General features: G+C 74.8%; 23 protein-coding genes. 18 read left to right on the top strand and 5 right to left on the bottom strand.

Going from position 1 to position 25,707, the window contains the following annotated elements:
• Positions 1–113: 113 nt before the first annotated feature.
• The 3 genes from ACI1MP_RS16375 (at position 114) to ACI1MP_RS16365 (ending at position 5,033) form a co-directional block, all read left to right on the top strand.
• Complete coding sequence (locus ACI1MP_RS16375) at positions 114–1,115, top strand: SMI1/KNR4 family protein (protein ID WP_380337892.1); 1,002 nt, start codon at positions 114–116, stop codon at positions 1,113–1,115.
• Between the two features lie 25 nt (positions 1,116–1,140).
• Positions 1,141–3,471: an SUKH-4 family immunity protein gene (locus ACI1MP_RS16370; protein WP_404868909.1), complete on the top strand. Its 2,331-nt coding sequence runs from the start codon at positions 1,141–1,143 to the stop codon at positions 3,469–3,471.
• 179 nt (positions 3,472–3,650) lie between these two features.
• Positions 3,651–5,033, top strand: coding sequence for a hypothetical protein (locus tag ACI1MP_RS16365; RefSeq protein WP_404868908.1), 1,383 nt, complete (start codon positions 3,651–3,653; stop codon positions 5,031–5,033).
• 68 nt (positions 5,034–5,101) lie between these two features.
• Here ACI1MP_RS16365 and ACI1MP_RS16360 read toward each other — a convergent pair whose 3' ends face one another.
• Positions 5,102–6,346: a Dyp-type peroxidase gene (locus tag ACI1MP_RS16360; protein ID WP_404868907.1), complete on the bottom strand. Its 1,245-nt coding sequence runs from the start codon at positions 6,344–6,346 to the stop codon at positions 5,102–5,104.
• Positions 6,347–6,353: 7 nt separating this feature from the next.
• Entirely contained in the window at positions 6,354–6,920 is a 567-nt protein-coding gene (locus ACI1MP_RS16355) for a copper chaperone PCu(A)C (RefSeq protein ID WP_100588741.1), read from the bottom strand.
• Between the two features lie 133 nt (positions 6,921–7,053).
• Here ACI1MP_RS16355 and ACI1MP_RS16350 point away from each other — a divergent pair, with 133 nt between their 5' ends.
• Positions 7,054–7,617: a copper resistance protein CopC gene (locus tag ACI1MP_RS16350; protein WP_404868906.1), complete on the top strand. Its 564-nt coding sequence runs from the start codon at positions 7,054–7,056 to the stop codon at positions 7,615–7,617.
• A gap of 3 nt (positions 7,618–7,620) precedes the next feature.
• On the opposite strand, the gene ACI1MP_RS16345 is transcribed toward ACI1MP_RS16350, so the two are convergent.
• On the bottom strand, positions 7,621–8,901 hold the full coding sequence (locus ACI1MP_RS16345; RefSeq protein WP_380334764.1) for a nucleotide sugar dehydrogenase: 1,281 nt from the start codon (positions 8,899–8,901) through the stop codon (positions 7,621–7,623).
• 529 nt (positions 8,902–9,430) lie between these two features.
• Between ACI1MP_RS16345 and mfd the strand changes: the two genes are divergently transcribed.
• The gene (mfd, locus tag ACI1MP_RS16340; protein WP_380334767.1) at positions 9,431–13,039 is read left to right on the top strand and encodes a transcription-repair coupling factor; all 3,609 of its coding nucleotides are present in this window, start codon (positions 9,431–9,433) and stop codon (positions 13,037–13,039) included.
• Between the two features lie 72 nt (positions 13,040–13,111).
• Here the strand turns inward: mfd and ACI1MP_RS16335 are convergent, their stop codons facing one another.
• Entirely contained in the window at positions 13,112–13,702 is a 591-nt protein-coding gene (locus ACI1MP_RS16335) for a DUF4352 domain-containing protein (RefSeq protein WP_404868905.1), read from the bottom strand.
• Between the two features lie 181 nt (positions 13,703–13,883).
• On the opposite strand from ACI1MP_RS16335, the gene ACI1MP_RS16330 reads away from it, so the two are divergent.
• From ACI1MP_RS16330 to ACI1MP_RS16310, 5 genes are all read left to right on the top strand, one after another.
• Positions 13,884–15,962, top strand: coding sequence for an N-6 DNA methylase (locus ACI1MP_RS16330; protein ID WP_404868904.1), 2,079 nt, complete (start codon positions 13,884–13,886; stop codon positions 15,960–15,962).
• 108 nt (positions 15,963–16,070) lie between these two features.
• Positions 16,071–16,643 (top strand): hypothetical protein, encoded by a 573-nt coding sequence (locus tag ACI1MP_RS16325; protein ID WP_380334777.1) that lies wholly within the window; start codon positions 16,071–16,073, stop codon positions 16,641–16,643.
• Positions 16,640–18,217, top strand: a complete 1,578-nt coding sequence (locus ACI1MP_RS16320) for a protein kinase domain-containing protein (protein WP_404868903.1) — start codon at positions 16,640–16,642, stop codon at positions 18,215–18,217. Before ACI1MP_RS16325 ends, ACI1MP_RS16320 begins: the two co-directional genes overlap by 4 nt.
• 159 nt (positions 18,218–18,376) lie before the next feature.
• Positions 18,377–19,006, top strand: coding sequence for a hypothetical protein (locus ACI1MP_RS16315; RefSeq protein WP_380334783.1), 630 nt, complete (start codon positions 18,377–18,379; stop codon positions 19,004–19,006).
• 55 nt (positions 19,007–19,061) lie between these two features.
• Positions 19,062–19,996 (top strand): IS5 family transposase gene (locus tag ACI1MP_RS16310; RefSeq protein ID WP_404868902.1). Its coding sequence is split into 2 segments (ribosomal slippage): positions 19,062–19,403 and positions 19,406–19,996, totalling 933 coding nucleotides; the frame shifts between segments, so codons are not numbered across the junction.
• A 15-nt stretch (positions 19,997–20,011) separates the two neighbouring features.
• Here ACI1MP_RS16310 and ACI1MP_RS16305 read toward each other — a convergent pair.
• Positions 20,012–20,203 (bottom strand): hypothetical protein, encoded by a 192-nt coding sequence (locus ACI1MP_RS16305; protein ID WP_043915772.1) that lies wholly within the window; start codon positions 20,201–20,203, stop codon positions 20,012–20,014.
• Between the two features lie 157 nt (positions 20,204–20,360).
• Between ACI1MP_RS16305 and ACI1MP_RS16300 the strand changes: the two genes are divergently transcribed.
• The 8 genes from ACI1MP_RS16300 to ACI1MP_RS16265 all read left to right on the top strand — a co-directional run bounded on the left by ACI1MP_RS16300 (position 20,361) and on the right by ACI1MP_RS16265 (position 25,706).
• Positions 20,361–21,386: a response regulator transcription factor gene (locus ACI1MP_RS16300; RefSeq protein ID WP_380334786.1), complete on the top strand. Its 1,026-nt coding sequence runs from the start codon at positions 20,361–20,363 to the stop codon at positions 21,384–21,386.
• 157 nt (positions 21,387–21,543) lie between these two features.
• Complete coding sequence (locus ACI1MP_RS16295) at positions 21,544–21,936, top strand: hypothetical protein (protein WP_380334789.1); 393 nt, start codon at positions 21,544–21,546, stop codon at positions 21,934–21,936.
• A gap of 87 nt (positions 21,937–22,023) precedes the next feature.
• Positions 22,024–22,221 carry a hypothetical protein gene (locus ACI1MP_RS16290; protein ID WP_043915775.1) on the top strand — a complete coding sequence of 66 codons (198 nt, stop codon included), beginning with the start codon at positions 22,024–22,026 and terminating at the stop codon, positions 22,219–22,221.
• Positions 22,222–22,268: 47 nt separating this feature from the next.
• Complete coding sequence (locus ACI1MP_RS16285; RefSeq protein ID WP_043915775.1) at positions 22,269–22,466, top strand: hypothetical protein; 198 nt, start codon at positions 22,269–22,271, stop codon at positions 22,464–22,466.
• A 47-nt stretch (positions 22,467–22,513) separates the two neighbouring features.
• The gene (locus ACI1MP_RS16280; protein ID WP_043915775.1) at positions 22,514–22,711 is read left to right on the top strand and encodes a hypothetical protein; all 198 of its coding nucleotides are present in this window, start codon (positions 22,514–22,516) and stop codon (positions 22,709–22,711) included.
• Positions 22,712–22,814: 103 nt separating this feature from the next.
• A complete protein-coding gene (locus tag ACI1MP_RS16275) occupies positions 22,815–23,684 on the top strand; it encodes a JmjC domain-containing protein (protein ID WP_100588752.1) in 870 nt (289 codons plus the stop codon).
• A gap of 86 nt (positions 23,685–23,770) precedes the next feature.
• On the top strand, positions 23,771–24,646 hold the full coding sequence (locus tag ACI1MP_RS16270; RefSeq protein WP_100588753.1) for a JmjC domain-containing protein: 876 nt from the start codon (positions 23,771–23,773) through the stop codon (positions 24,644–24,646).
• A gap of 61 nt (positions 24,647–24,707) precedes the next feature.
• Positions 24,708–25,706 (top strand): MazG family protein, encoded by a 999-nt coding sequence (locus tag ACI1MP_RS16265; protein ID WP_043915778.1) that lies wholly within the window; start codon positions 24,708–24,710, stop codon positions 25,704–25,706.
• Position 25,707 lies beyond the last annotated feature (1 nt).

The raw sequence follows: 25,707 nt of genomic DNA, 5'->3' as shown, positions 1-25,707 counted from the left end.
TCGGTACCCGGCCGGGCGGGCTTCGGTCGGGTACCCCCGTGACCCCGAACGCGGGCGGTCGTTGCCCTACCCTGGTCTCCGAGGATTTCGGCTTCTGCTGTGGGGGACCCCAGATGACGACAGGTCGGCCCGGCACCGCCGCCGTGCCCAACGCGGCCTACGCGGGCCAGGTGGTGCAGTTCCCGGACCCGGTCCGGGCCGAGCGGCACCCCGGGGGCGTGCGGGTCGACGAGCACGGGTACCCGGACTTCTCGCCGTACGCGGCCGCCGCCGCCGAGGTCGCCGACCCGCCGGAGGGCTTCGGCGTGGACGAGCTGCGGCTCACCGACTACGTGTCGGCGAACGCCGCGCTCTACACCCAGGGCCACGAGCTGTGGGCCGACCTGGAGACCGCCGTCGCCACTCCGCCCGGCTGGACGTGGCACCACGTGGTCGGCCGCGCCCCCGCGGGCTGGCGGCGGATGGAGCTGGTCCCGGTCGAGGTGAAGGCGCTGCTGCGGCACCACGGCGGCCTGGCGATCTCCACCGCCGACCACACCCGGCGCGGCACCCGCCCGCTCCAGGAGCGCCGCGCCGTGCACTTCCCGCTGGCGAAGGACGGCGGCGACCCGCTGGTCGTCACCGAGGACCTGGTGCAGCGCGCCGAGCAGCGCCTGGGCCACCCGCTGCCGCCGGTGTACCGCGACTTCCTGAAGCTGGCCGGCGGCCGCGGCCCGGTCGGCGCCGCGCTGGACGTCGACCTCGGCCTGCTGGTCGACCAGCCGTTCCTCACCCTCAGCGAGGAGTACGGCGTCCAGGACCTGGTGTACGCCAACAAGTGCCTGCGCGACCACCTGACCAAGGACTACCTGGCGGTCGCCTACCAGCAGGGCGGCCTGCTCGCCCTCAAGGTCCGCGGCGAGCAGACCGGTTCGGTCTGGTTCCTGCCCTACGACGACGCCCGCGACGAGGGCGCGGACGAGTCCCCGGAGCAGCGGGTGGCCCGGCTGCTGCTGCCCTGCGGCGACAGCTTCGACGCCTTCCTGCTGCGGCTCGCGGGCAGCCCCCCGGAGCTGGAGACCGTCGCCGAACTCATGGTGGACGGCGGCTTCGCGCGCGCCGTCCCGGTGAACTGACCGAACGACAGGGGTGGGACGAGACGTGGTGACCACGTACGCGCAGGCGCAGGAGACCGCCGAGGACTGGATCAACGCCGGTGTGCCGCGCTCGCTCCAACGCGAGGTGCGGGTCCGGGAGTTCGACCTCGGCTACGTCTGCTGGGCGGTGGACGGCAGCGAGCACGCCGGCGGGACCGGCAGCTCGCCGCGGCTGGTGATCGCCCGCGACAGCGGCGTCAGCATGCTCTGGCCGCCGCTGCCGATCAACGAGGTGGTCCGGCAGTTCGAGGAGCTGTACGGGACGCCCGCCGAGCCCAACCCGGCCGGTGCCGCCAAGCCGGTGCGCGGGGCGGTCGAGGCGACGTCATTCCTGCTCAGCCCGCCGCAGTGGCTGCAGGACGCGGGCGCCGCCGCGGTGGCCGCCGAGGCTGCGCAGCTGTCCGCGCCGCCGGTGCCGCCCGCGCCGGTGCCGCCCGCGCCGGTGCCGCCCGCGTCGGTGGCGGCTGCCGCCGGCCCGGGGGAGGGTCCCGACCACTTCCCGCCGGCCGGTACGCCCGCCCCCGGCACGCCCGTGCCGCCGCCGTTCCCGGTGGGCGGCCCGTCGACCCCCGTGCCCGGGGTGCCGGTGCCGCCGCCCGGTCCGGTGTCCGGGATGCCGGTGCCGCCGCCGATGCCCGCGCCGGTCGGGGCGACGCCGCCGTTCCCGGTGGGCGCTCCGTCGACTCCCGTCCCCGGCACGCCCGTTCCGCCGGACGCGCCCGCGCCGTCGATCGACTACGCGCCGACCATGCTGGCCACCGACGGCCCGCCCGGGCTGATGGGGCTGCCCGGTGCGCCCGGTACGCCCGCGCAGGGGGTGCAGCTCGGCCGGTCCGGTCCGACCGCTCCGCCGCCGCCCCCGCCGAACGACCTGCTGCCGTCCTCGGGCGGCCCCGCGCCCGTCGGGCTCGGCCGGTCCGGCCCGACCGCTCCGCCGCCGCCCCCGCCGAACGACCTGCTGCCCCCCGGCGGCGGCCCCGTGCCGGGCCCCGGCGGTCGTGGCGGCCCCGGCGCGCCGCCGCCGCCCGCGCCCGCGGAGCTGCGCGGCGACGCCGGTGCGCCCCTCGCGCCGCCGGCCGCCCCGGCGTCCGAGGCCGCCGCGGTCGCGTACCAGGCGACCCAGCTGGCCCCGGCGATCGAGCTGCCGCCGACGGGTGGTCCGGCGACGCCGCCGTTCCCGCCGGGGCCGCAGCAGGGCGCCCCGTTCCAGGCCCCGCCGCCGTTCCCCGGTCCGCCGCAGGGTGCGCCGCCGCAGGCGCCCGGGCCGTTCCCGGGCGCGCCCGTGCCGCCGCCGCAGCCGGGGCCGGGCTTCCCGCCGCCGGGGCCCGGCCCCGCGCCGGCCGCCCCGCTGCCGCCGCCCGGTGTGCCGACCATCGGCCCCGGCACCACCGCCGTGGTCAACTACCGGGCGCCGGACGGCTCCGAGCGGAGCCTGGTGATGACGTCCGAGCCCGGCACCCCGCACCCGGAGTGGAAGGCGCTGCAGGAGCTGCGCCGGATCGGCGTGCCCGCCGACCAGGTGCTGGAGGTGCACACCGACCTGGAGCTGTGCGACCTGCCCGGCGGCTACTGCGCCCGGATGGTGAAGGCGTCCTGGCCGAACGCGCGGATCAGCCACACCGCCCCGTACGGCCGGGACACCGCGGCCCGGCAGGCCGGCATGGCGGTGCTGAGCGAGCACGTCGAGCAGCTGCACCAGCTGGTGTCCGCGCCGCCGCGCCCGCGCACCCAGCGGGTGCCGCTGCCGCCGCCCGGCTCGGTGCCGCCGCTGCCGCCGATGGTGCCGCAGCAGCTGGCCGCCGAACTGGGCCAGCTGTTCGGTCCGGGCGTGTTCCGGTTCGAGCAGCGCGCGGTGGCCCGGCAGGGCGTGCCGGACGCGGTGGCCCAGACCCTGATGTGGGTCGGCCTGCCGCGCGAGTTCCCGCCGTTCTTCTGGGCGCAGGCCCAGGAGGGCCGGCCGATCCCGACGCTGGCCGAGCTGGCCGCCGAGCGCGGACTGCCGCCCGGCCCGGACTTCGGCGGCTACCTGGTGCTCGGCAACGACTACGGCCGGCAGCTGTGCGTCCAGTACGGCACCGCCGCGGTGGTCGCCGTGGACATCGAGAACCCGGCCGAGCCGCCGCGGTTCGTCAACACGGGTGTCCCGGAGTTCGTCCGCTGCCTGACCGTGCTGGCTCGGATGTGGCATCTGCGACACGGCCTCACGCCCGAGCAGGCCGGCCGCTGGACCACCGACCTCCAGGCCCAGCTGCTGGCGGCCGATCCGGCCGCCGTGCACACGCCCGAGAGCTGGTGGGCCGTCCTGGTCGAACAGCTCTGGGACGGCCTGCTGTAAGGCATGTCCGACGATTCCTCGCCCCGTCCGCACGGCCGGTTCGCCCGGCCGCGCGGTGGCGGCCTGTTTGGTTTGCGTTCGTATCTGCGCAAAATAGGTCAATGGGACGGACCGTCCTTCCCACCGAACCACGCACCCGGCGGGGCTGCGCAGCCCGCGAGCACGAGGAGAACAGCCGAATGAGCGACGCCGTGTCCCAGTACGGCTTCACCGTCTCCCGGCGCGGCTACGCGCCCGACCAGGTCGAGGCGGCCGTCACCGCGCTCAGTCGCGAACGGGACGAGGCCTGGGAACGTCTCAGCGTGCTCGGCACCGGCCTGCGTGAGATGGAGAAGCGCCTCGCCGACATCCAGCAGGCCGCCGAGGACGCCCCCGACCCCGACTTCACCGAGCTCAGCGAGCAGGCCGCGATCCTGCTGAAGATCGCGCAGAACGAGGCCGAGGCGATCCACACCAAGGCCAAGCGCTCCGGCGAGGACGCCCGGGACGCCGCCCACGAGGCCGGCGAGTCCGCGGCCAAGGACGCCAAGCAGTTCTCCGCCAAGCAGCGCGAGGACGCCGACCGGTTCGCCCGGGGCACCGACGAGCGCAGCCGCGCCGAGGCCGAGCGGATCCGCGCCCAGGCCGACGCCGAGGCCCGCGCCGTGGTGCACGCCGCGACCGGCCACGCCGCCCGGATCCGGGTCTCCGCCGCCGACGCCTCCGAGCAGTCCGAGGTCACCCTCGCCGAGCGCCGCCGCAAGGCCGACGAGGGGTTCGCCACCGCCGAGGCCGACGCGGACGCGGTCGTCGCCAAGATCACCGCCGCCGCCGAGGCCAAGGTGAAGGAGGCCGAGCAGCACCGCGAGGCGATGCTCGCCGAGGCCCGCCGCCTCGACACCCAGGCCCAGGCCAAGGCCGACGCCGAGCTCGCCGCCGCCAAGGAGAAGGCCGCCCGGATCAAGCTCGCCAGCGAGCGCGAGCAGGTCGACTTCACCAAGCGCCTCGACAAGGTCCAGACCCACCTCGACCACATCAAGGGCACCCTGGCCTCGCTCACCGGCGCCGCCGTCGGCGCGATCGAGGAGGAGCCCGAGGACGGGAAGCCGGGCGCGCCGAAGGCCGACCTCACCAAGGGCCCGGTCGCCACCGCCACCAAGCCGGCCGTCGAGAAGCCCAAGCCGGCCGTCGACCGGCCGACCGCCGTGCTCGACCGCGTCGAGGACCGGCCGACCGCGGTGCTCGACCGTGTCGAGGACCGGCCGACCGCCGTGCTCGACCGCGTCGAGGACCGGCCGGAGGCCAAGCCGCAGGCCGCCGACCCGCGCAAGCCCTACACCCCGACCGTGGCCGAGCCCCCGGCGCCGCCCGTCAAGCCCGCCAGCTTCGCCAAGGACCCGCTGCCCCCCAAGCCCGAGACCCCGCCCGCCCCGTCGGCGGCCCCGACTGCCCCGGCCGCCCCGTCGGCGGCCGCGGCCGAGCCGGAGGCGGAGACCCGCATCGTCCCCAAGATCGTCATCGTCGACGACGGGCTGAACCACGACACCCGCCCGAACCGCGACCGGATCCAGCGCCGGGGCTGAGCCCCGCGCCGCGGAACGCCACCGCCCCGCTCGGCAGCCGTCCGAGCGGGGCGGTGTGTTCTCCGCGGTCAGTCCAGCAGGGTCTGGCCGATCCAGCCGCCGGGCGCGCAGCCGGGCGGGATCGCGAAGACGGCCGAGCCGATCGGGGTGGTCCACTGGTTGAGCAGGTCGGACGCGGCGAGGGCGCGCTGGATGGGCAGGAACTGCCCGGCGATGTCCCGTTGGAAGGACGCGAACAGCAGACCGGTGTCGGGGGTGCCGTCCGCGGCCGGGGCGTCGTCGTAGTTGAACGGGCGGCGGAAGATCTGCTGCCGGGGATCCGCCACGTGGGCCCGCCGGACGTGGGCGAACTCGGAGATGACCGGCAGGCCGAACGCGTCCCGGGCGGCGAAGTCGGGCGGGTCCGTCTCGGCGGCACCGGTGAGCGGGGCGCCGGTGCCGAGGGTCCGGCCGATCGAGAACTCCTTGGCCCTGGTGTCGGCGGCGTCCCAGGTCTCCAGCTCCATGCGGATGCGCCGCAGCACCATGGTGGTGCCGCCGCGCAGCCACTCCGGGCCGTCCTCGGCCCACACCGCCCCGTCGAAGACGCCGCTGCCGGGCGCCGGGTTGACGGTGCCGTCGATCTGTCCCATCAGGTTGCGCTGGGTGACGCCGTCCTCCTGGACGCCGCGCCCGCGCCGGAAACCGCGCTGGGCCCAGCGCAGCCGGGCGAAGGTGCGGGCGTCCTTGACCAGCATCCGCTGGGCGTGCGCCACGGTGAGCGGATCGTCGGCGCAGATCTGGATCAGCAGGTCGCCGCCGCACCAGTGGTCCTGGAGCCGGTCGATGGAGAACACCGGCAGGGGCGCCAGCGAAGCGGGCCGCCGGTCGTCCAGCCCGGCGGCGGTGAAGAAGCCCGGGCCGAAGCCGAAGGTGACGGTCAACCGGGCGGGCAGCTCGGCGAGTTCGGCCTCGGTGTCGGCGAGCGCCGGCGCGCCCCCGGTGAGCCGGGCGGCGTCGTCGGTGAGCAGCCGCATCATCCGGCCCAGGGCCGCGCGGTCCGTTCCGCCGTCCAGGTCGAAGCCGAGGAACACGGCGTGGGCCTGGGCGGGGGTGTCGATCCCCGCCTGGTGCGGCCCGTGGAACGGGATCTTCTGGACGCCGTACCCGGGCGGCTGCGGCCGGGAGTCCCCGGTGCCGCGGTCCGCCGCAGCGGCGCCGACGCCGGCCCCGGCCAGCGCCCCGCCGAGGGCGAGCGCGCCGCCGGCCAGCAGCCGGCGGCGACCGACCGCGGCGGCGGCGGGTGCGACGAGGTCGGTGGGGCTGCTGTCCATGGGGAGCTCAGCCCTTCGTCATGCCGGCGTTGTAGTCCTCCTTGGCGCCCGCGAACGCCTTGGCGACGGCGGTGAACTTCAGCGTCCGGCCGTCGTCGAGGGTCAGCGTCACGGTGACTTCGTCGCCCGGCTTCACGGCCTTGGTCAGGCCCATCAGCATCACGTGGTCGGAGCCCGGCTTGAGTTCGTGGCTCGCGTTCGCCGGGATGACGAAGCCGCCCGCCTTCTGCCGCATGGTCGGCTTGCCGTCCACGTCCGCGACCTCGTGCAGTTCGGTCTTCGCCGACACCGTCGAGGTGCCGGACACCACGGTGACCTTGGCGCCCGTGGTGTTGACCAGGGTGGCGAACACACCGGTCATCTCGGTGTCGGAGGCCTTCACCCACGGGTCCTTGACCGTCAGGGGCGCCGCGTCGGCCGTGACGGCCGCGCTCGGCGAGGCCTTGGCCGAGGACGACGAGTCGCCGCTGCCGCAGGCGACGAGCGCGGAGAGGGATATCGCCCCGAGTGCCGTGGCGGCGACGAGGCGGCGCAGACGGGGGGAGCGGCCCGGAACGGTGGTGGTGGTCGGCATGGCGTGCATCGGCTTTCGGCTCGGTCGCAGGCGTGGTGGTGTCCCGCGGTTACCGCAGTGGTCGGACCGCACGGACCGGAAGTTCCCGGCATCTCGCGGGAACTTCCCGCGGGCCGCCGCCGACCACTGCCGTGTGAAGCCCCGAGTCCCCTCCCGCCCGGCGGCGGTGCCGTTCCTCATCGCACTGCTGCTGGCCGCGCTGTCCGTCCTGGCGCCCGCACCGCGGGCGCAGGCGCACGCGCAGCTGCTCGCCTCCAGCCCGGCCGCGGACTCCGTGACGGCCGAGTCGCCGACGGTGGTCACGCTGAGCTTCGACAGCCCGGTGCAGCCCGGCTACACCACCGTCGCGGTCCTCGGCACCGACGGGACGCCGTACACCGACGGCACGCCGACCGCGCTGAACGGCCAGGTGCAGCAGAAGCTCGGCCGCCTGCCGAAGGGCGCCGTCCAGGTCGTCTGGCGGGCCGTCGCGGCCGACGGGGCGCCGCTCCAGGGCCGCTTCACCTTCACCAACGCCGACGACACCGCCCCCGTCCAACCGCCCGCGCGCCCCTCGACGCCCGCGGCTGCGCCCGCCGCCCCCGCCGCCGCCCAGGACAGCGCGGACTGGCCGTGGTGGGCGGCGGCCGGTGGCCTGTCGGTCGCGGCGGTGGCGGCCGTGGCCGTCCTGGTGCGCCGGCCGTCCCGAGGCCGATGAGGCTCAGAGCACCTCGACGGACGCCCCCGTCAGTCGGTGGCGGCAGTCCAGGACGTACTGGGCGTGGGCGGTGACGGCGGCGTAGTCGAACTCGTCGTGGTCGGCGAGCAGGACGACCGCGTCGGCGGCGGCCAGTTCCTCGGGGGTGGCCTCGACCCGGTGGACGGCGGCGAGCGGGCCCGCGTCGTGCGGTTCGGCGACGTGGACGCCGGCGACCACGTGCGGGTCGGCGGCGCGGACTTCGGCGCCCTGGCGGGTGAGGAGCTCGACGATCCGGGCGGCCGGGGTCTCCCGGGCGTCGCCGGTGTTCTTCTTGTAGGCCAGGCCGAGCAGCAGCACCCGGGAGCCGTTGACGCTGCGGCGGCGCTGGTTGAGGGCCTCGGCGAGGCGGCGGACCACGTAGTCCGGCATGTGGCTGTTGACGTCGTTGGCGAGCTCGACGAAGCGGAACGACTGGCCGAGCGCGCGCTCCACCCGCCAGGACAGGTACGAGGGGTCGATCGGCAGGCAGTGGCCGCCGACGCCGGGACCGGGCGTGAAGCGCAGGAAGCCGAACGGCTTGGTGGAGGCCGCGTCGATGGCCTCCCAGACGTCGATGCCGAGGTCGTGCGCGAACATCGCCAGCTCGTTGACCAGGGCGATGTTGACGTGCCGGAAGGTGTTCTCCAGCAGCTTGGTCAGCTCCGCCTCCTTGCAGGAGGAGACCGGCACGGTGCGCTCCACCAGCTGGCCGTAGAAGCCGGCCACCGCGGCCAGCCCGTCCGGTGTGGTGCCGGAGACCACCTTCGGGGTGTTCTCCAGCTTCCACTGCGGGTTGCCGGGGTCGATCCGCTCGGGGCTGTACCCGAGGTGGAAGTCGGCGCCCGCGCGCAGCCCGGAGCCGGCCTCCAGCAGCGGGGCGAGCAGTTCCTCGGTGGTGCCCGGGTAGGTGGTGGACTCCAGCACCACCGTCGCGCCGCGCTTCAGGTGCCGGGCCAGCAGCTTCGCGGACGCCTCGATGAACGACAGGTCGGGCACGCCGTCGCGCAGCGGCGTCGGGACGGTGATCACCGCGATGTCGAAGTCCGCGACGTCGGCGGGGTCGGCGGTGGGCAGGTAGCGGCCGCCGTCCAGCAGCGGTCGCAGCCGCTCGCCGGGGATGTCCTCCACGTACGACTCGCCGACCGCCAGCCGCTTGATCCGGCGTTCGTCCACGTCGTACCCGACGACCTGGTGGCCCACCTCGGCGGCGCGGACCGCGAGCGGGAGACCGACATAGCCCTGACCTGCGATGACGATGCGCATGACGAACCCAACCCCCTGGAAAAGACCGGTGTCCCCACACCTTCTTCACATGAGAGTACGGAGCCCCGGCCGTCGCGCGGGCCGCTTCGCCGGAAGTGGCCGGAGGCCGGCGTGCCGACGCCGAGATCTCGCGGCGCCCGCCCCAGGCGGACGCCGCGAGTCCCGGCGTGAGTGGCACGGGCGCCCCCACCCAGGGTCGCCCGGCCTTCGCACTCCCGACCCCCATCGAGGTGCGATCGCGCTTCCGCAGCCATCCCCCACGGTTGGATGCGGCCTGCGCTGCACACCATCCTGCGCGGCGACCATGGACGGACAGTGACAGGAGTATGTCGACTGCATGATCTCTGGACGAGTCTGTACGAATAGCGGCGAGTCGACCCGACGCCCCCGGCCCGGGACGCCGCGCCACGTGCCCGGGCCCCGCGCGGCGTAGGCTGGACACCCCCCGGGCGCACCGCGTTCCGGGACTGTCGCGCTGCCCGGCCGCCGTCTGCTGCCGGGCCACTCCCCGCCGTGGAGAACTTGACGTATGAGCCTGTCCGGACTGCTCGATGTCGTCGTACGGGACGCCGCCCTCGCCGAGGCGATCGAGGCGGCGGCCACGGGCCACAGGCAGCACCTCGACCTGGTCGGCCCGCCCGCCGCCCGGCCGTTCGCGATCGCGGCGCTGGCCCGCTCCCTGGCCGCCCGGGCCGGCGAGGGCGGCCGCCCGGTCCTGGCGGTGACCGCCACCGGCCGGGAGGCCGAGGACCTCGCCGCCTCGCTGCGCTCCCTGCTGCCGCCCGACGCGGTCGCCGAGTTCCCGGCCTGGGAGACGCTGCCGCACGAGCGGCTCTCCCCGCGCTCGGACACCGTCGGCCGCCGCCTCGCGGTGCTGCGCCGGATCGTCCACCCGCGCGCCGACGACCTGGCCGCGGGCCCGGTGCAGGTGGTGGTCGCCCCCGTGCGCAGCGTGCTGCAGCCGCAGGTGAAGGGCCTGGCCGAACTGGAGCCGGTGGCCCTGCAGCGCGGTGAGCAGCACGACCTGGGCGAGATCGCCCGCAAGCTGTCGGCCGCCGCCTACGCGCGGGTCGAACTGGTCGAGAAGCGCGGCGAGTTCGCGGTTCGCGGCGGCATCCTGGACGTCTTCCCGCCGACCGAGGAGCACCCGCTGCGGGTGGAGTTCTGGGGCGACGACGTCGAGGAGATCCGCTACTTCAAGATCGCCGACCAGCGGTCGCTGGAGATCGCCGAGCACGGCCTGTGGGCGCCGCCCTGCCGGGAGCTGCTGCTGACCGACGAGGTGCGCGGCCGGGCCGCCGAACTGGCCGCCCAGCACCCCGAGTTGGGCGAGATCCTGGACAAGATCGCGCAGGGCATCGCGGTCGAGGGCATGGAGTCGCTGGCCCCCGTGCTGGTCGACGACATGGAGCTGCTGCTCGACGTGCTGCCCACCGGCTCGATCGCGGTGGTCTGCGATCCCGAGCGGGTCCGCACCCGGGCCGCCGACCTGGTCGCCACCAGCCAGGAGTTCCTGGCCGCGTCCTGGGTGGCCGCCGCCGCGGGCGCCGACCGGCCGATCGACCTGGAGGCGATCGACGTCTCCGCCGCGTCCCTCTGGTCGCTGGCCGACGTGCGCGAGCACGCCGCCGAGATCGGGCTGCCCTGGTGGTCGGTGAGCCCGTTCGCGACCAGTGACTCGACGGTGTCGGAGATTTTGGAGTTCGATGCCGACACGTTGACGCTCGGCATGCACGCCGTGGAGGCGTACCGCGGCGACACCGCGCGGGCGATCTCCGACGCACGGGAACGGCTGGCCGCCGACTGGCGCGTGGTGCTGGTGACGGAGGGCCACGGCCCGGCCGCCCGGCTGGCCGAGGTGCTCGGCAACGAGGGCATCCCGGCCCGGCTGGTCGCCGACCTGGGCGAGGCCCCCACCCGGGACGTCGTGTACGTCTCCTGCGGCTCGATCGAGCACGGCTTCGTCGACGAGGCCCTCAAGCTCACCGTCATCACCGAGACCGACCTGTCCGGCCAGAAGTCCTCCACCAAGGACATGCGTCGGATGCCGTCCCGCCGCCGCAACGCCATCGACCCGCTGGCGCTGGCCGCCGGCGACTACGTGGTGCACGAGCAGCACGGCGTCGGCCGGTACGTGGAGATGGTGCAGCGCACCGTGCAGGGCGCCACCCGCGAGTACCTGGTGCTGGAGTACGCGCCCGCGAAGCGCGGCCACCCCGGCGACCGGCTGTTCGTGCCCACCGACCAGCTCGACCAGGTCACCAAGTACGTCGGCGGCGAGGCCCCGACGCTGCACCGCCTCGGCGGCGCGGACTGGGCGAAGACCAAGCAGCGGGCCAAGAAGGCCGTCAAGGAGATCGCCGCCGACCTGATCAAGCTGTACTCGGCCCGGATGGCCGCCCCCGGCCACGCCTTCGGCCAGGACACCCCCTGGCAGCGGGAGTTGGAGGACGCCTTCCCGTACGCCGAGACGCCCGACCAGCTGACCACCATCGGCGAGGTCAAGTCGGACATGGAGAAGTCCGTCCCGATGGACCGGCTGATCTGCGGCGACGTCGGCTACGGCAAGACCGAGATCGCCGTCCGGGCCGCCTTCAAGGCCGTGCAGGACGGCAAGCAGGTGGCCGTGCTGGTGCCCACCACGCTGCTGGTGCAGCAGCACTTCTCGACCTTCGCCGAGCGGTACGCGAACTTCCCGGTCAACGTGAAGGCGCTGTCCCGGTTCCAGACCGACACCGAGGCCAAGGCCGTCCTGGAGGGCCTGTTCGAGGGCTCGGTGGACGTGGTGATCGGAACGCACCGGCTGTTCTCCTCGGAGACCCGGTTCAAGGACCTCGGCCTGGTCATCGTCGACGAGGAGCAGCGCTTCGGCGTCGAGCACAAGGAGCAGCTGAAGAAGCTGCGGGCCAACGTGGACGTGCTCACCATGTCCGCCACCCCGATCCCGCGCACCCTGGAGATGGCGGTCACCGGCATCCGCGAGATGTCCACCATCACCACCCCGCCGGAGGAGCGCCACCCCGTCCTGACCTTCGTCGGCCCGTACGACGAGAAGCAGATCGCCGCCGCGGTCCGGCGCGAACTGCTGCGCGAAGGCCAGGTGTTCTACATCCACAACCGGGTCGAGTCGATCGACAAGGCGGCCGCCCGGCTCAAGGACCTGGTGCCCGAGGCGCGGGTCGCCACCGCGCACGGACAGATGGGGGAGACCCAGCTGGAGAAGGTGGTGGTCGACTTCTGGGAGAAGGAGTTCGACGTCCTGGTCTCCACCACCATCGTCGAGTCCGGCATCGACATCTCCAACGCCAACACCCTGATCGTCGAACGCGGCGACACCTTCGGCCTCTCCCAGCTGCACCAGCTCCGCGGCCGGGTCGGCCGAGGCCGGGAGCGCGGCTACGCGTACATGCTGTACCCGCCGGAGAAGCCGCTCACCGAGACCGCGCACGAGCGCCTCGCCACCATCGCCCAGCACACCGAGATGGGCGCCGGCATGTACGTCGCCATGAAGGACCTGGAGATCCGCGGCGCGGGCAACCTGCTCGGCGGCGAACAGTCCGGCCACATCGCGGGCGTCGGCTTCGACCTCTACATGCGGATGGTCGGCGAAGCCGTCGCCGACTTCCGCCAGTCCCTGGAGGCCGGCGGCGGCGAACCGGAGGAGGAGCCGCTCGAAGTCAAGATCGAGCTGCCGGTCGACGCGCACGTCCCGCACGACTACGCGCCCGGCGAGCGGCTGCGGCTGCAGGCGTACCGGTCGATCGCGGCCGTCAACTCCGAGGACGACATCACCCAGGTCCGCGAGGAGCTGACGGACCGTTACGGAAAGCTCCCCGAGCCGGTCGAGAACCTCCTGCTGGTGGCCGGCCTGCGACTGTTCGCCCGGCGCTGCGGCATCGGCGACATCACCCTCCAGGGCGCCTTCGTCCGCTTCGGCCCGGTCGACCTGCGCGAGTCCCAGCAGCTCCGCCTGAACCGGCTCTACCCCCGCACCCAGATCAAGTCCGCCGCCCAGCAACTCCTCGTCCCCCGTCCCGGCTCCGGCGGCCGGATCGGCGGCAAGCCGCTGGTGGGGCGTGAACTGCTGTCCTGGTGCACGGAGTTCCTGAGCACGATGTTCGACGACCTCAAGCGGTAGTCGGGGAGAGCGCCACCAGGGGCGCGTGGGGGAGGTGCCCCCACGCGCCCCTGTTCCGTCCCCCCTCGGCGTTTACAGCTTCCACTGGCCGGTCTGCTGCGCGAAGCCGCTGTCCAGCGCGAACTGGATCTTGTCGAGCTTGGCGTCCGCCGGGACCTCGAAGGTGATGAAGCCGAGGGCGGTCTCGCCGGGGGCGATGTTCGCGGGGACGGGGAACTCGGGGCCGGCCTTGGTCTCGGCGACGGTCGAGCCGTAGCCCTGGCCCTTGTCGTCGATGACCTTCGCGCTGTTGGCCGGGGCGTCGGCGTAGGCCGCGCTGCCGGTGGCCTTGATCCGGAACTGGACCGAGACGAAGCGCTTGCCGTCGGCGGCCTTCGTGTACTCGTCCGCGCCCTCGGCGTTGTCGGCGACCTTCACCAGCGTGACGTCCGCGGTGTTGCTCTTCTCGGTGCCCTTGAGGCCGATGGTGTCGCCGACCTTGGCGGTCGAGGCGGCGGCCTTGCCCTGGTCGCCGGAGGCGGTGTTCGCGACGGAGGCGGCGCTCTTGGGGGTGGTGGAGACGGAGTTGTCGGGGCCGCAGGCGGTCGCGGCGGCGAGCAGGCAGGCACCGAGGAGGACGGCGGCGGTGCGGCGGGTGCTGATGCGGACGGACGACTCAAGCATGGCGGGTCTCTCCCCCAGGTTTTCTGCGGTGGGCCGGGGTTCCGGCGACGACTCCAGTAAAGCCTCGACTGTGAACAGTGTCAATGACGATTCACGAAACCTCTCTGTTCACGTGTGAACGCTCCCGGATTTCGGCCTGGCTATGCTGTGTGGCCACACCACGCTGCTGAGGAGCCCGCGCATGTCGGAAAGTCCCGAGGTCACGGCCGCCGAGATCGCCCGGCTCGCCGGTGTCGGCAGGGCCGCGGTGTCCAACTGGCGCCGTCGTCACGTCGACTTCCCGCGGCCCGCGGGCGGCACCGAGACCAGTCCGACGTTCCGGCTCGACCAGGTCGAGCAGTGGCTGCGGGCGCAGGGGAAACTCGCCGAACTGCCGCTGCTGGAACGGGTCTGGCAGCAGCTGGAGACGCTCCGCGACCCGTCCGGATCGGCCGTCGCCCCGCTGGTGGAGGCGGGTTCGCTGCTGCTCCTGCTGCACCGTGAGCCGTCCGCGTGGGCGGAGCTCGCCGAGCAGTCGGACACCCGGCTGGCCACCGCGCTGCCCAAGACGCTGCGCCGCGCCGCCGGGGCGCTGCTCGGTCCGGACGCGGCCGCGACTCTCGCCCTGCCGCTGATCGCCGGCGCCACCCAGCTGGACCTGGCCCGGCTGCTCGCCCGACTGGCCGCGGAGAACGGTCCGGCCGCCGCGTACGAGCAACTGCTGACCAGGTACACCGAGGCCAACCCCCGTCTGCAGCAGCCGATTCCGGACGAGACCGCCGCCCTGCTGGCCGCGCTGGCCGGCGCGCCGGGCGAGGACCGGACGGTGCTGGACCCCGCGTGCGGCGCCGGCGGGGTGCTGCTGGCCGCCGCGCCCGCCGCGCGCCTCGGGCAGGACGCCGACCCCGGTCTGGCCGGCGTCGCACTGCTGCGCCTCGCGCTGGCCGCCCCCGCCGACCGCCCCGGCCCGCTGCCGGTGGACGTCCGCGCGGGCGACGCGCTGCGCGCCGACGCCTTCCCCGGGGTGGCCGCCGACGCGGTGCTGTGCCGGCCGCCGTACAACGAACGCGACTGGGGCCACGACCAGTTGCAGTACGACAGCCGCTGGCCCGGTGGGGTGGTGCCGCCGCGCGGCGAGTCCGAACTGGCGTGGGTGCTGCACTGCCTGGCGCACACCCGCCCCGGCGGGACGGCCGTGCTGCTGCTGCCGCCCACCGTGGCGTCCCGCCGGGCCGGCCGCCGGGTGCGGGCCGAACTGGTCCGCTCGGGGGCGCTGCGCGCCGTGATCGCCCTGCCCGCCGGCGTCGCCCCGCCGTACGGGGTGCCGCTGCACGTGTGGGTGCTGCGCGGACCGGAGCCCGGCGACGACTTCCGGCACCTGCTGCTGCTGGACGCCGCCGCCGACGGCGGCCGGGAGCGGATCGACCGCGCCGCGCTCCGGAGCGACGTCCTGACGGCGTGGCAGGCGTTCGACCGGGCCGCCCGTACCGGCGGCCCGCTGCCCGCCGACCGGCCCGGCCGCTCCCGGGCGGTCCCCGCGCTCGACCTGCTGGACGACGAGACCGACCTCACCCCGGCCCGCCACCTGCCCGCGCTGCCCGCCGAGGCCGCCCCCGACGAGCTGACCGCCCTGCGCACCCGCCTGGCCGCCGAACTCGCCCGGCTCGCCGACCTGGACGCCGCGCTGCCCGTCCTCGCCGCCACCGGCGCGGCCGCGCCCCCGCAGGTCAGCATCGGCGAACTGGCCCGCTCCGGCGCCCTGGAGGTGCACTCCTCCGGCCAGGGCGCCCCCGCCCGCCCCGGCGGCCGCACCCCGCTGCTCACCGACCAGGACCTGCAGTCCGCCGCCCCACCGAGCGCCGCCACGGACGCCGAAGGCACGGTGACGGTACGTCACGGCGACGTGCTGGTGCCCGCGTTGGGCGGCGACGGCGCCCAGGCGGTGCACCCCGGCAGCCCGTACGCGGACGCCGCGCTCGGGGCCCGGCTGCACCTGCTGCGGCCCGACCCGGCCCTGCTCGACCCGGACTTCCTGGCCGGACAGCTGCGCGCCACCGGTGCCGGCCGCCGGGCCAGCAGCTACGCCTCCACCACCAGCCGGCTGGACATCCGGCGGGTCGAGGTGCCGCGCGTCCCCGTCGAACAGCAGCGGGCGCTGGGCGCGGAGTTCCGCCGACTCGCCGAGTACGAGGCAGCCCTGACCCGCGCCACCACCGAGACCCGCACCCTGACCCGGGCACTCACCGACGCCCTCGCCGCAGGAGCGGCGAAGCCGCTCTGACCCGCGACCGGGATCGGCGAAGCCGTTCCGCGACTCGACCCGTGGCAGCAACTCCCGGTGGAGGTAGCGTGTGCGCAGCACCTGCCCCGCCGTCGTCGAGGAGCGTCCATGCCCGCCCGCGCCGTGTCCGGCCCGTACCGGATCTGGGTGACGCTGCTGTGCGCCGCGCTGCCGGTGCTGACCCTCGGGTTCCTCGGCATGGTGCCGTCGGCGGTGCTCGCGGCCGGGCGGCGGCGGCCGGCCGACCTGGTCGGCGCGGTCGTCGTCGGGCTGATGCAGCTGGGGATGTTCGTGGCGCTCGGGCTGACCCCGACGGGCGGGACGCTCAACACCTGGGTCGCGCTGCTGCTGGTGATCCCGCTGTGGATCGGTACGCCGGTGCACTTCCTGGTGATGAACCAGCGCCGGTTCTGGCCGGTGGTCGACGCCCCGGCGCCGTACCCGTACCCGGCCTACCAGCCGTACCCGGCGTCGGCCCCGACGTACCCCGCCGCCGGCCCGTACGCAGGCCACTCGTACGCCGACCACTCGTACGCCGACCACCCGCAGGCCGTCACCCGGCCGGTGCCGCCCGCCGTGCCGCCGACCGGCGCGGCCGGTGCGACCGGTGCGACCGGGGCCGCGGAGCTGCGCGAGCTCGGTGAGTTGTTGCGCCGTCAGGCCGGGGACGGGCAGCCGTGAGTCGCACCGTCGGCGGCCGGTACCTGCTCGACGAGAAGATCGGGCACGGCGGGATGGGGCAGGTCTGGGCCGCCCGGGACCAGCAGTTGGGCCGGTCGGTCGCGGTCAAGCTGCTGCGCACCGACGCGGTGCCGTACCCGGCCGGTCGCGGCGACAGCCAGGGCGATCTGCTGCGGCAGCGGTTCCTGCGCGAGTGCCGGATCGGCGCGTCCCTCGACCACCCCGGGCTGGTCACCGTGTACGACGCGGGCGCCGACGGGGACGAGCTCTACCTGGTGATGCAGCGGGTGCCCGGGCTGAGCCTGGCCGACCTGATCGCCGAGGAGGGCCCGTTCACCGTCGAGCGGGCCGTCGCCGTGGCCGGGCAGCTGTGCGCCGCGCTGGCCGCCGTGCACGGGGCGCGGGTGGTCCACCGGGACCTCAAGCCGAGCAATGTGATGGTCCGTCCGGACGGGCGGGTGGTGCTGCTCGACCTCGGCATCGCCGCCGCCATCGACCCCGCCGCCACCCGTCTCACCCTCACCGGCAGCCCGATCGGCAGCCCCGCCTACATGGCCCCCGAACAGGCCATGGCCACCGACACCGACCGCCGCAGCGACCTGTACGCGCTCGGCTGCATGCTGCACGAGATGCTGGCCGGCGGCCCCCCGTTCCCCGCGCCCACCGCGCTCGGCGTGCTGCGCCGCCAGGTCGACGACCCGCCGCAGCCGCTGCGTGCGCTGCGCGCGGAAGTCCCGCCCGTGCTGGAGGAGTTGGTGCTGCGGCTGCTCGCCAAGCAGCCCGACCGGCGGCCTGCGGACGCGGCCGAGGTGCACGCCCTGCTGCTGCCGCTGCTGCCCGTTCCGGCGGGCCGGCCGCGCACTCTGCTGCCGGTCGTCCCCGACCCGGCGGACCCGTACCGCTACCCCCACCACCCCGGGCCCGCCGGCGGGGCCGTCCTGCCTCCGCCGCCGCCCGTGCCCGCGGCCCCGCCGGTGGTCCCGCCGCCGGCCGCGCGGCCCGGGCAGGAGACGCTGGCGGGGGCCTGCGCCCGGCTCTCCGACCTGGTCGCGGCCGGCCGGCACACCGAGGTGCTCGACCTGTCCGCCCGGCTGCTGCCCCGGGCCGTCGCCGAGCAGGGCGAGGCCGCGCCGCTGGTGCACACCGTGCGCGCCATCCGGGCCCGCACCCTGCTCGCCGAACGCCACTGGGGCGAGGCGCTGCCCGAACTGCGCCTGCTGGCCGCCGCCGCGGCCGCCGAACGCGGCCCGCACGACCCGGCCGCCCTCGACCACCGCCGGCACGCCGCCCGCTGCCTGGAACAGCTCGGCCTCGCCCACGACGCCCTCGCCGAGTACCGGGCCGTCCTCGCGGCCCTCCCGCCCGGCTCCCCGCACGCCCCCGAGCTGCGCGAACGCATCGGCCTCCTGCTCGCCGCCACCGGCCACGCCGAGACCGGCTGGCAGACCCTGCTGGAACTCCTGCTGGAGACCGAACGCCGCCACGGCCCCCACCACCCCGACGTCCGCCGGCTGCGCACCCACCTGGAACAGCTCGGCGCCCACCGCACCACCACCAACCCGTACGCGACCTGACGGTCGATCAGGAGCGGGGTCGGGCCCCCGGTGCGGTCGATCCCGGACGGGCCACCGTGCGCGCGGGGTCTGGCACCCGGGGGCGGGGCTCCCTATTGTTCGTCCCAGCCACGAACGCGACGCACCACCGGAACGCGCTCCACCGACCAGGAGGCCCCAGTGACCCGCACCAGCACCGTCCGACGACTGCGCGCCGCCCTCGGCGTGGCGATCGCCGCCGCCGCGCTCTCCGCCTGCGGCGGGGCACCGGCGCACCAGGGCGCCGCCGCGGTGGTCGGCGACGAGCGGATCACCATCGCGCAGGTGCAGGCGAGGCTGTCGGCGGTCCGCGAGGTCGGCGGTGCGCAGGCCGGCGCTCCCGCGGCGAACGAGCAGCCCGGGCTGGTCCGGCACGCGGTCAACGACCTGATCCTCGACAAGGTCATCGGCCGGGCCCTGACGGAACGTCGGCTGACGGTCGACGCGAGCGAGATCGGCGCCGCCAAGGCCGCGGACAGCCGCACCGTGGGCGGTGACGCCAAGCTGGCCGAGCTGCTGCGGGTCAAGCAGGGCGTGCCGGCCGGCGGGATCGACGACTTCTACCGCCAGCAGCTCGGCCTCGCCAAGCTGGCCGGCGGCCAGGACCCGACCGGCGCCGCCGGCGACGCCACGATCCGCAAGGCCCTGGTGGACGCGGGCACCGCCCTGCACATCCAGGTCAACCCGCGCTACGGCACGTGGGACGCCGCCCGGATCGGACTCACCGACACCACCGACAACTGGCTGCCGATGAACGTCCGCCCGCTCTGACCGGACGGTCCGGTCCCGTCTAGGCAGTGTCCTGGCGATCAGTTGAGTCGTTGATATGACTATGGGGAGTAGGAGTGATCTGACGGATGCCCAGTGGGAGCGGCTGGAGCCGTATCTGCCGGTGAGCAACGGGCGTTGTGGCAGGTGGCGGGATCATCGGCAGGTCGTGAACGGGGTGCTGTACCGGATTCGGACGGGCGTGCAGTGGCGTGATCTGCCGGAGCGGTACGGGCCGTGGAAGACGGTGCACGAGCGACATCGCCGCTGGTCGGCGGACGGAACGTGGGAGATGCTCCTGCGGCGGGTCCAGGCCGGGGCGGACGCGGCGGGCGAGATCGACTGGGACGTGTCGGTCGACTCGACGTCCGTGCGCGCGCATCACCACGCGGCCGGTGCCCGGCACGCTCCGCCGCCCGCCCTCAAAGGGGGCTTCGCCCAGGCGGTCAAAGCCGCTCGGATCCGGGCGGAACTGATCGACCGGCTGGCGGAGGTGGTGCGGGAGGTGAGGCGCTCGGCCGCTCGCGCGGCGGGTTCACGACCAAGATCCACCTGAGCGCGGACGGCCGCTGTCGGGTGCTCTCGCTGGTCGTCACGCCCGGGCAGTGCGCCGACTGCACCCAGTTCGAGGCGGTCATGGACGGGATCCGTGTGCCGAGGCTCGGCTGTGGCAGGCCGCGCACCAGGCCGGACAGCGTCAGTGCGGACAAGGGCTACAGCAACCGTCGAACCCGCCGCTACCTGCGCAGACGCGGGATCCGGCACGTCATCCCGGAGAAGCGCGACCAGGCTGCCGGCCGGGTCCGACGCGGCCGCGCGGGTGGCCGGCCGCCCGGTTTCGACAGGCACCGCTACAAGAAGCGCAACACCGTCGAGCGGGCGATCAACAAGCTCAAGACCTTCCGCGCGGTTGCGACCAGGTTCGACAAGCGCGGCTACGTCTACCTCGGCACCGTCACCGCGGCCGCGCTCGTCATCTGGCTCCGCTCGTGATCGCCAGGACACTGCCTAGTACAGCCCCGGCTGGCACAGCGGCAGCTCGCAGCTGCCGCCCCAGGAGGTGTCACCGGACGGAGTCGCGCCGTCGGCCCGCACCATCGCCGACGGCGCGGACTGCGTCGCCGCGACCACCGCCGGGGCCGCGCCGGCCAGGGCGAGCAGCAGACCGGCGAACGCGGCGGTGCGGGCGAAGCGCTTCATGGCAGGTCCTCCTGGGAACGGTGAAGAACGGATCTTGGTGCCCGGTTCCCGATCCCGGGGCCGGCGCCTGGAACTAGCATGGCGAGCGCGGGGTGCCCGAACCATCGTGCAGCCACCTCACCAACTGCTCTGGCAGCAAGACGACCGGGGGACGAAAATGGACCTGTTGGCCCAAACGCCGTGCGCCGGAACCGAGTTCGTACCCGATCCGGCCGACGCCGCGGCCTACGCCTGGGTGCTGGAGCACGGCCGCCTCGACCCCGCCGCACTGGCCGGGCACTTCACCCGCCAGGGGCTCGACCCGGCCACCGCCGGCGACGCCCTGGACCGGCTGACCGCCTGGCAGCTGCTCCAGCCCGACCCGTCCGACCCCGGACGCTGGCGGGCCATGCCCCCGCAGACCGCGATCACCGCCCTCGCCGCCCCCGTCGAGGCCGCGATCCAGCGCAGCCGCGCCGAACTCGCCGAACGCCAGGCCCGGGTGGCCGGCTTCCTGCCCTTCCACCAGGCCGTCCGGGACTCCGGCGGCGCCGGCGAGATCGAGGTGATCGCCGACCTGCTGAACGTCCGCGCCGCACTCGACCGGGCCTCCGCCGAATGCCGCAGCGAAGTCATCACCAGCCAGCCCGGCGGCGGCTCCCGGGTGCCCGACGCGATGGAGGAGGCACTGCGCCGCGACCGCGCCCTGCTCGGCCGCGGCGTCCGGATGCGCACCCTCTACCACCACACCGCGCGCTTCAACGGCCCCAGCCAGGCCTACGTGGAAGCCGCGACCGCCCTCGGCGCCGAGTACCGCACGGCGCACGAGCTGTTCGGCCGGCTCATCGTCTTCGACCGCGAACTCGCCTTCCTGCCGCTCAGCGACGGCACCTGGGGCGCACTGGTGGTCCGGCAGGAGGCGATGCTCGCCTACCTCTGCGACATCTTCGAGCAGGCCTGGTCGCTCGCCCGCCCGTTCGCCGCCGCCGCCGAGGACGGCCTCGAACAGGTCTCCCAGGAACTCGACCGCACCATCGTGCGGATGCTCGCCGCCGGCCTCAAGGACGAGGCCATCGCCCGCCGCCTCGGCATGTCGCTGCGCACCGCGCGCCGCCACATCGCCGACATCATGGACGAGTTGGGCGCCGAGAGCCGCTTCCAGGCCGGCGTCGCCGCCGCGAAGGCCGGCCTGCTCGACGACTGACGTCGCCTGCCGCGCGCCGACCGCGTGTCACGTGGTCCCGTTACCGTCCGCCGGGGACCGACAACCCGTGACTGTGCGTCAACCCCCCGGCCCCGCAGTATTGATGTCAGCGGGGCACACCGGGCCCCGCCGGGACAGCGGAGGCGGAGGTGACGACATGCAGTGGGGACAGGACGAGAACCGTACGGCCGATCCGGAACGCGAGGTCGTCGCCTTCCTGAACCGCCGCCTCGGCACCGGCCCGGCACTCCTGTGGACCGACGACGTGTCGGGCGCCGCCCACTGGGCCGAGACCCTGCGTCACCACCTCGGCCGCCCCGTCGAACCCGCCCCGAGCCGGCCCGTCCGGCGGCTCACCGCGGCGGAGGACAGCAGCCTGCTGCTCTTCCAGCACCGCGGCGGCAGTCGGGTCCGACCCGACGACACCGGAACCCGGCAGGGCGTCCGGCTCCTCCCGGGCCACTGGCTGCTGCTGCCCCCGGGCTGCAGCTGCGACCTCCAGTGCCGCCCCGGCGCCGAACCCCTGGCCCTGCGGATCCCGACTGCCTGACCCCCGCACCACCCGCGGCCGGGCCGAAACACGCCCCGGCTGCCCGTTTCCTACCGATTCATCCCCCTCTCTCCAAGGAGTTCCGTCATGGGTGTTCAGTCCACTGAGTCCGCCTCGAAGTTCGCTGCGCTGGCCCGTCAGGCCGCGCTGTCGGTGGCGGTGGCCGCCGCGGTGGGTGGTGCGGTGTTCGCGCCGGCCGTTGCTCAGGCCGCGACCGCGCCGTCGGTGAGTGCCGGTCACGCCACCACGGACGGCTGCGGCGCTTGCTACCCCGACGTCATCTGATCCAGCTCGCCAATCCTCGGTTCCACCTCTCTCCAAGGAGTTCTGTCATGGGTGTTCAGTCCACTGAGTCCGCTTCGAAGTTCGCTGCGCTGGCCCGTCAGGCCGCGCTGTCGGTGGCGGTGGCCGCCGCGGTGGGTGGTGCGGTGTTCGCGCCGGCCGTTGCTCAGGCCGCGACCGCGCCGTCGGTGAGTGCCGGTCACGCCACCACGGACGGCTGCGGTGCCTGCTACCCCGACGTCATCTGATCCAGCTCGCCAATCCTCGGTTCCCCCTCTCAACAAGGAGTTCTGTCATGGGTGTTCAGTCCACTGAGTCCGCTTCGAAGTTCGCTGCGCTGGCCCGTCAGGCGGCGCTGTCGGTGGCGGTGGCCGCTGCGGTGGGTGGTGCGGTGTTCGCGCCGGCCGTCGCTCAGGCCGCGACCGCGCCGTCGGTGAGTGCCGGTCACGCCACCACGGACGGCTGCGGCGCCTGCTACCCGGACGTCATCTGATCCACGCACCACGCCCGGGGTGCCGGCGGCCCTGCCGCCGCCGGCGCCCCGCGTCCGCCCCCGACTTCCCCGCCCCACCCGGACACCGGAGAGGAACACCGCCATGGACTGGCTGGAACGCTGCGTCGACGACCCCGAGACCTTCCTGCGCAAGCACTGGCGCCAGGGCCCGGTGGTGCTCCGCCCCGCCGATCCGCCCACCGAAGTGCTCACCGTGGAGAGCCTGTTCGACCTGATCGACGAGGGGACGCTGCGCGACCCGTACGCGGGGCTGTTCACCGTCGAGGGCACCGTGCCGCAGGAGGAGTACTGCCCGCCGCGGGTGATCGCCGGCCGGACGCTGGAGGGGTGCCTCGACCCGGAGCGGGTGCGGGCGCTGATCCGGGACCGCAACGCCACGCTGCAGCTGCGCTACCTCAACCACTGGCACCCGGCAGTGCGCGCGCTCACCGCCGGCCTGTCCGAGAGCCTGGGCCGGCTCACCGAGGCGTTCATGTTCTACTCGCAGCCCGGCCGGCACGGCCCGGTGCACCGCGACGAGGGCGACATCCTGGTCATCCAGCTCAGCGGCCACAAGCACTGGCAGGTGTACGGCGGGCCGACCGAGCCGAGCTGGCAGCCGGTCCGCGAGGACAACCCGGGCCCGTGCCTGCTGGACACCGTCGTCCACCCGGGCGAGGTGCTGTACGTGCCCAACGGCTACGCCCACACCGCCCGCGCCACCGAGGACGGCCCCTCGCTGCACCTGACGATCGCGCTGCGCGAGGCCTGCGCCGTCCACCTGCGCACCCAACTGCGCACCCTGCTCGCCGAGGGGCTCGAACTGCCGGCCCGCCCCCGCGACGAGGACGACCTGCTGGAGGCCGGCGCGCAGCTGCTCGACCACCTGCGCACCCGGATCGCCACCGCCGACCCCGCCGAGCTGGTGTCCGCCGCCCGCCGCGCCGCGTACAGCAGCCGTCCCACCGCCTGAACCCATCGCCTGAACCCGCCGCCCGAACCCACCTGCCTCGACCCGCCGCCCGACCCCGCTGCCCGAGCCTCAGAGGAGACCCGACCATGACCGAGACCTGGCTGAGCCGCTTCGTCGCGGACGAGGAGCAGTTCCGCACCGAGCTGTGGCGCACCACCCCGGCCGTGCTGCGCCCTTCGCGCCCGCCGGTGGACGTGCTGCCCGCCGCCGAACTCGACCGACTGCTCGACCACGGCCTGCTGAAGGTGCCGTACCTGGGCCTGGTGCAGCGCGACGCCCACCTGCCCGTCGAGCGGTTCTGCCCGCCGCGGGTGGTGCTCGGCGAGGTGGTCGGGGGGTACGCCGACGGCGCGGCCGTGCGGGCGCTGATCCGGGACGAGCAGGCGACGCTGCTGCTGCGCTACGTCGACCAGTGGCACGACGGGGTGCGCGAGCTGGCCCGCGGCCTGGCCGCGGAGATCGGTCGGCAGGTCGAGGCGTTCTGGTTCCACACCCCGCCCGGCACCCAGGGCCGCCCGGTGCACCGCGACGACGCGGACGTGCTGGTGGTGCAGATCTCCGGGGCCAAGCGCTGGTGGGTGCACGGCGGGCCGGCCGACGGCAACTGGGTGCCCGACCGGGAGGACGGCGACCCGGGCGAGGTGCTGCTGGAGACCGTCCTGCAGCCGGGCGAGGTGCTGTACGTGCCGCGCGGGTTCGCGCACCGGGCCCGCGCCGAGGACGGCGCGCCGTCCACGCACCTGTCGCTGACCATCCGGGAGGCGGCCAGCGCCAACCTGTACACCGTCGCGCAGAGCCTGCTGGCCGACAGCCTCGCCCTGCCGGGCCGTCCGCTGGACGACGCCGCGCTCACCGATGCGGCCGCCGCGCTGATCGAGCACGCCACCGCGCTGCTGGCCGAGCTGACGCCCGCCGACCTGCTGGCCGTCACCCGCCAGGTCATGCTGCAGCCCGCCGGGTGACCGGCCCCGCGCGGAAAAACCGCTCGGCCGCCCCGTCCGGCGTCGTTGTAGGTTCGGTGCCGTGGACACTCCGAAGCTGATCCTGCTCACCACCACCCACCGCGTCGCACCCGGCCTGCTCGGCTGGCCGGCCTGGGAGGCCCTCCGCTCGGCGCCCGTGGTGCTGGTCGGCGTCGCCGACCACCCGCAGCTGCCCGCGCTGCGCGCCGCCGGCGTCGAGCCCCGGCTGGTCGAACGGGGCACCGCCCCGGCGCTGGCCCGGCAGCTGCTCGCCGAGGCCCCCGCGGTGTGGCTGGAGAGCCCGGACGGCGACCCGGGGCTGACCGACGCGCTGGCCCGGATCGCGGTGGAGGAGGCAGGCGAGCACCCGGAGATCGAGGTGCTGCCGGGTTCGTACGACCTGCCGGGCGCCCGGCTGCTGGACCTGGTCTCGGTGATGGACCGCCTGCGCTCGCCCGGCGGCTGCCCGTGGGACGCCGAGCAGACCCACCGGAGCCTGGTGAAGTACCTGGTCGAGGAGGCGTTCGAACTGGTCGAGGCGATCGAGGAGGACGACCGGCCGACCCTCCGCGAGGAGCTCGGGGACGTGCTGCTCCAGGTGTTCTTCCACTCCCGGATCGCCGAGGAGGACGCCGAGGACCCGTTCTCGATCGACGACGTGGCGGGCGACATCGTCGAGAAGCTGATGTACCGCCACCCGCACGTGTTCGGCGACGTCAGCGTCGAGGACTCCGCCGAGACGGAGGCCAACTGGGAGCAGCTGAAGGCCGCCGAGAAGCAGCGCGAATCGGTGCTGGACGGCGTGCCGGCCGGCCTGCCCGCGCTGGCCTACGCGGCGAAGCTGGTCTCCCGGGTGCGCCGCGCGCGGTTCACCGGGGTGCCGGACGCGCCGTACGAGCTGCCCGCCGAACTCACCGCCGAGTCGGCCGGCGACCTGCTGCTGGCGATCGCCCAGCGCGGCTACGACCACGGCGTGGACGTGGACGCGGCCCTGCGGGCCGCGGCCCGGCGCTACCGCCGGGCGGTGCGGACCGCGGAGGGCCTGCCCGAGACGGACTGAC

This window comes from Kitasatospora griseola, assembly GCF_044999035.1.
In the GTDB taxonomy this organism is placed as follows: domain Bacteria; phylum Actinomycetota; class Actinomycetes; order Streptomycetales; family Streptomycetaceae; genus Kitasatospora; species Kitasatospora griseola.
The sequence above is the reverse complement of the archived record's forward strand: the minus strand, read 5'-3'. Positions and strand labels throughout refer to the sequence as shown.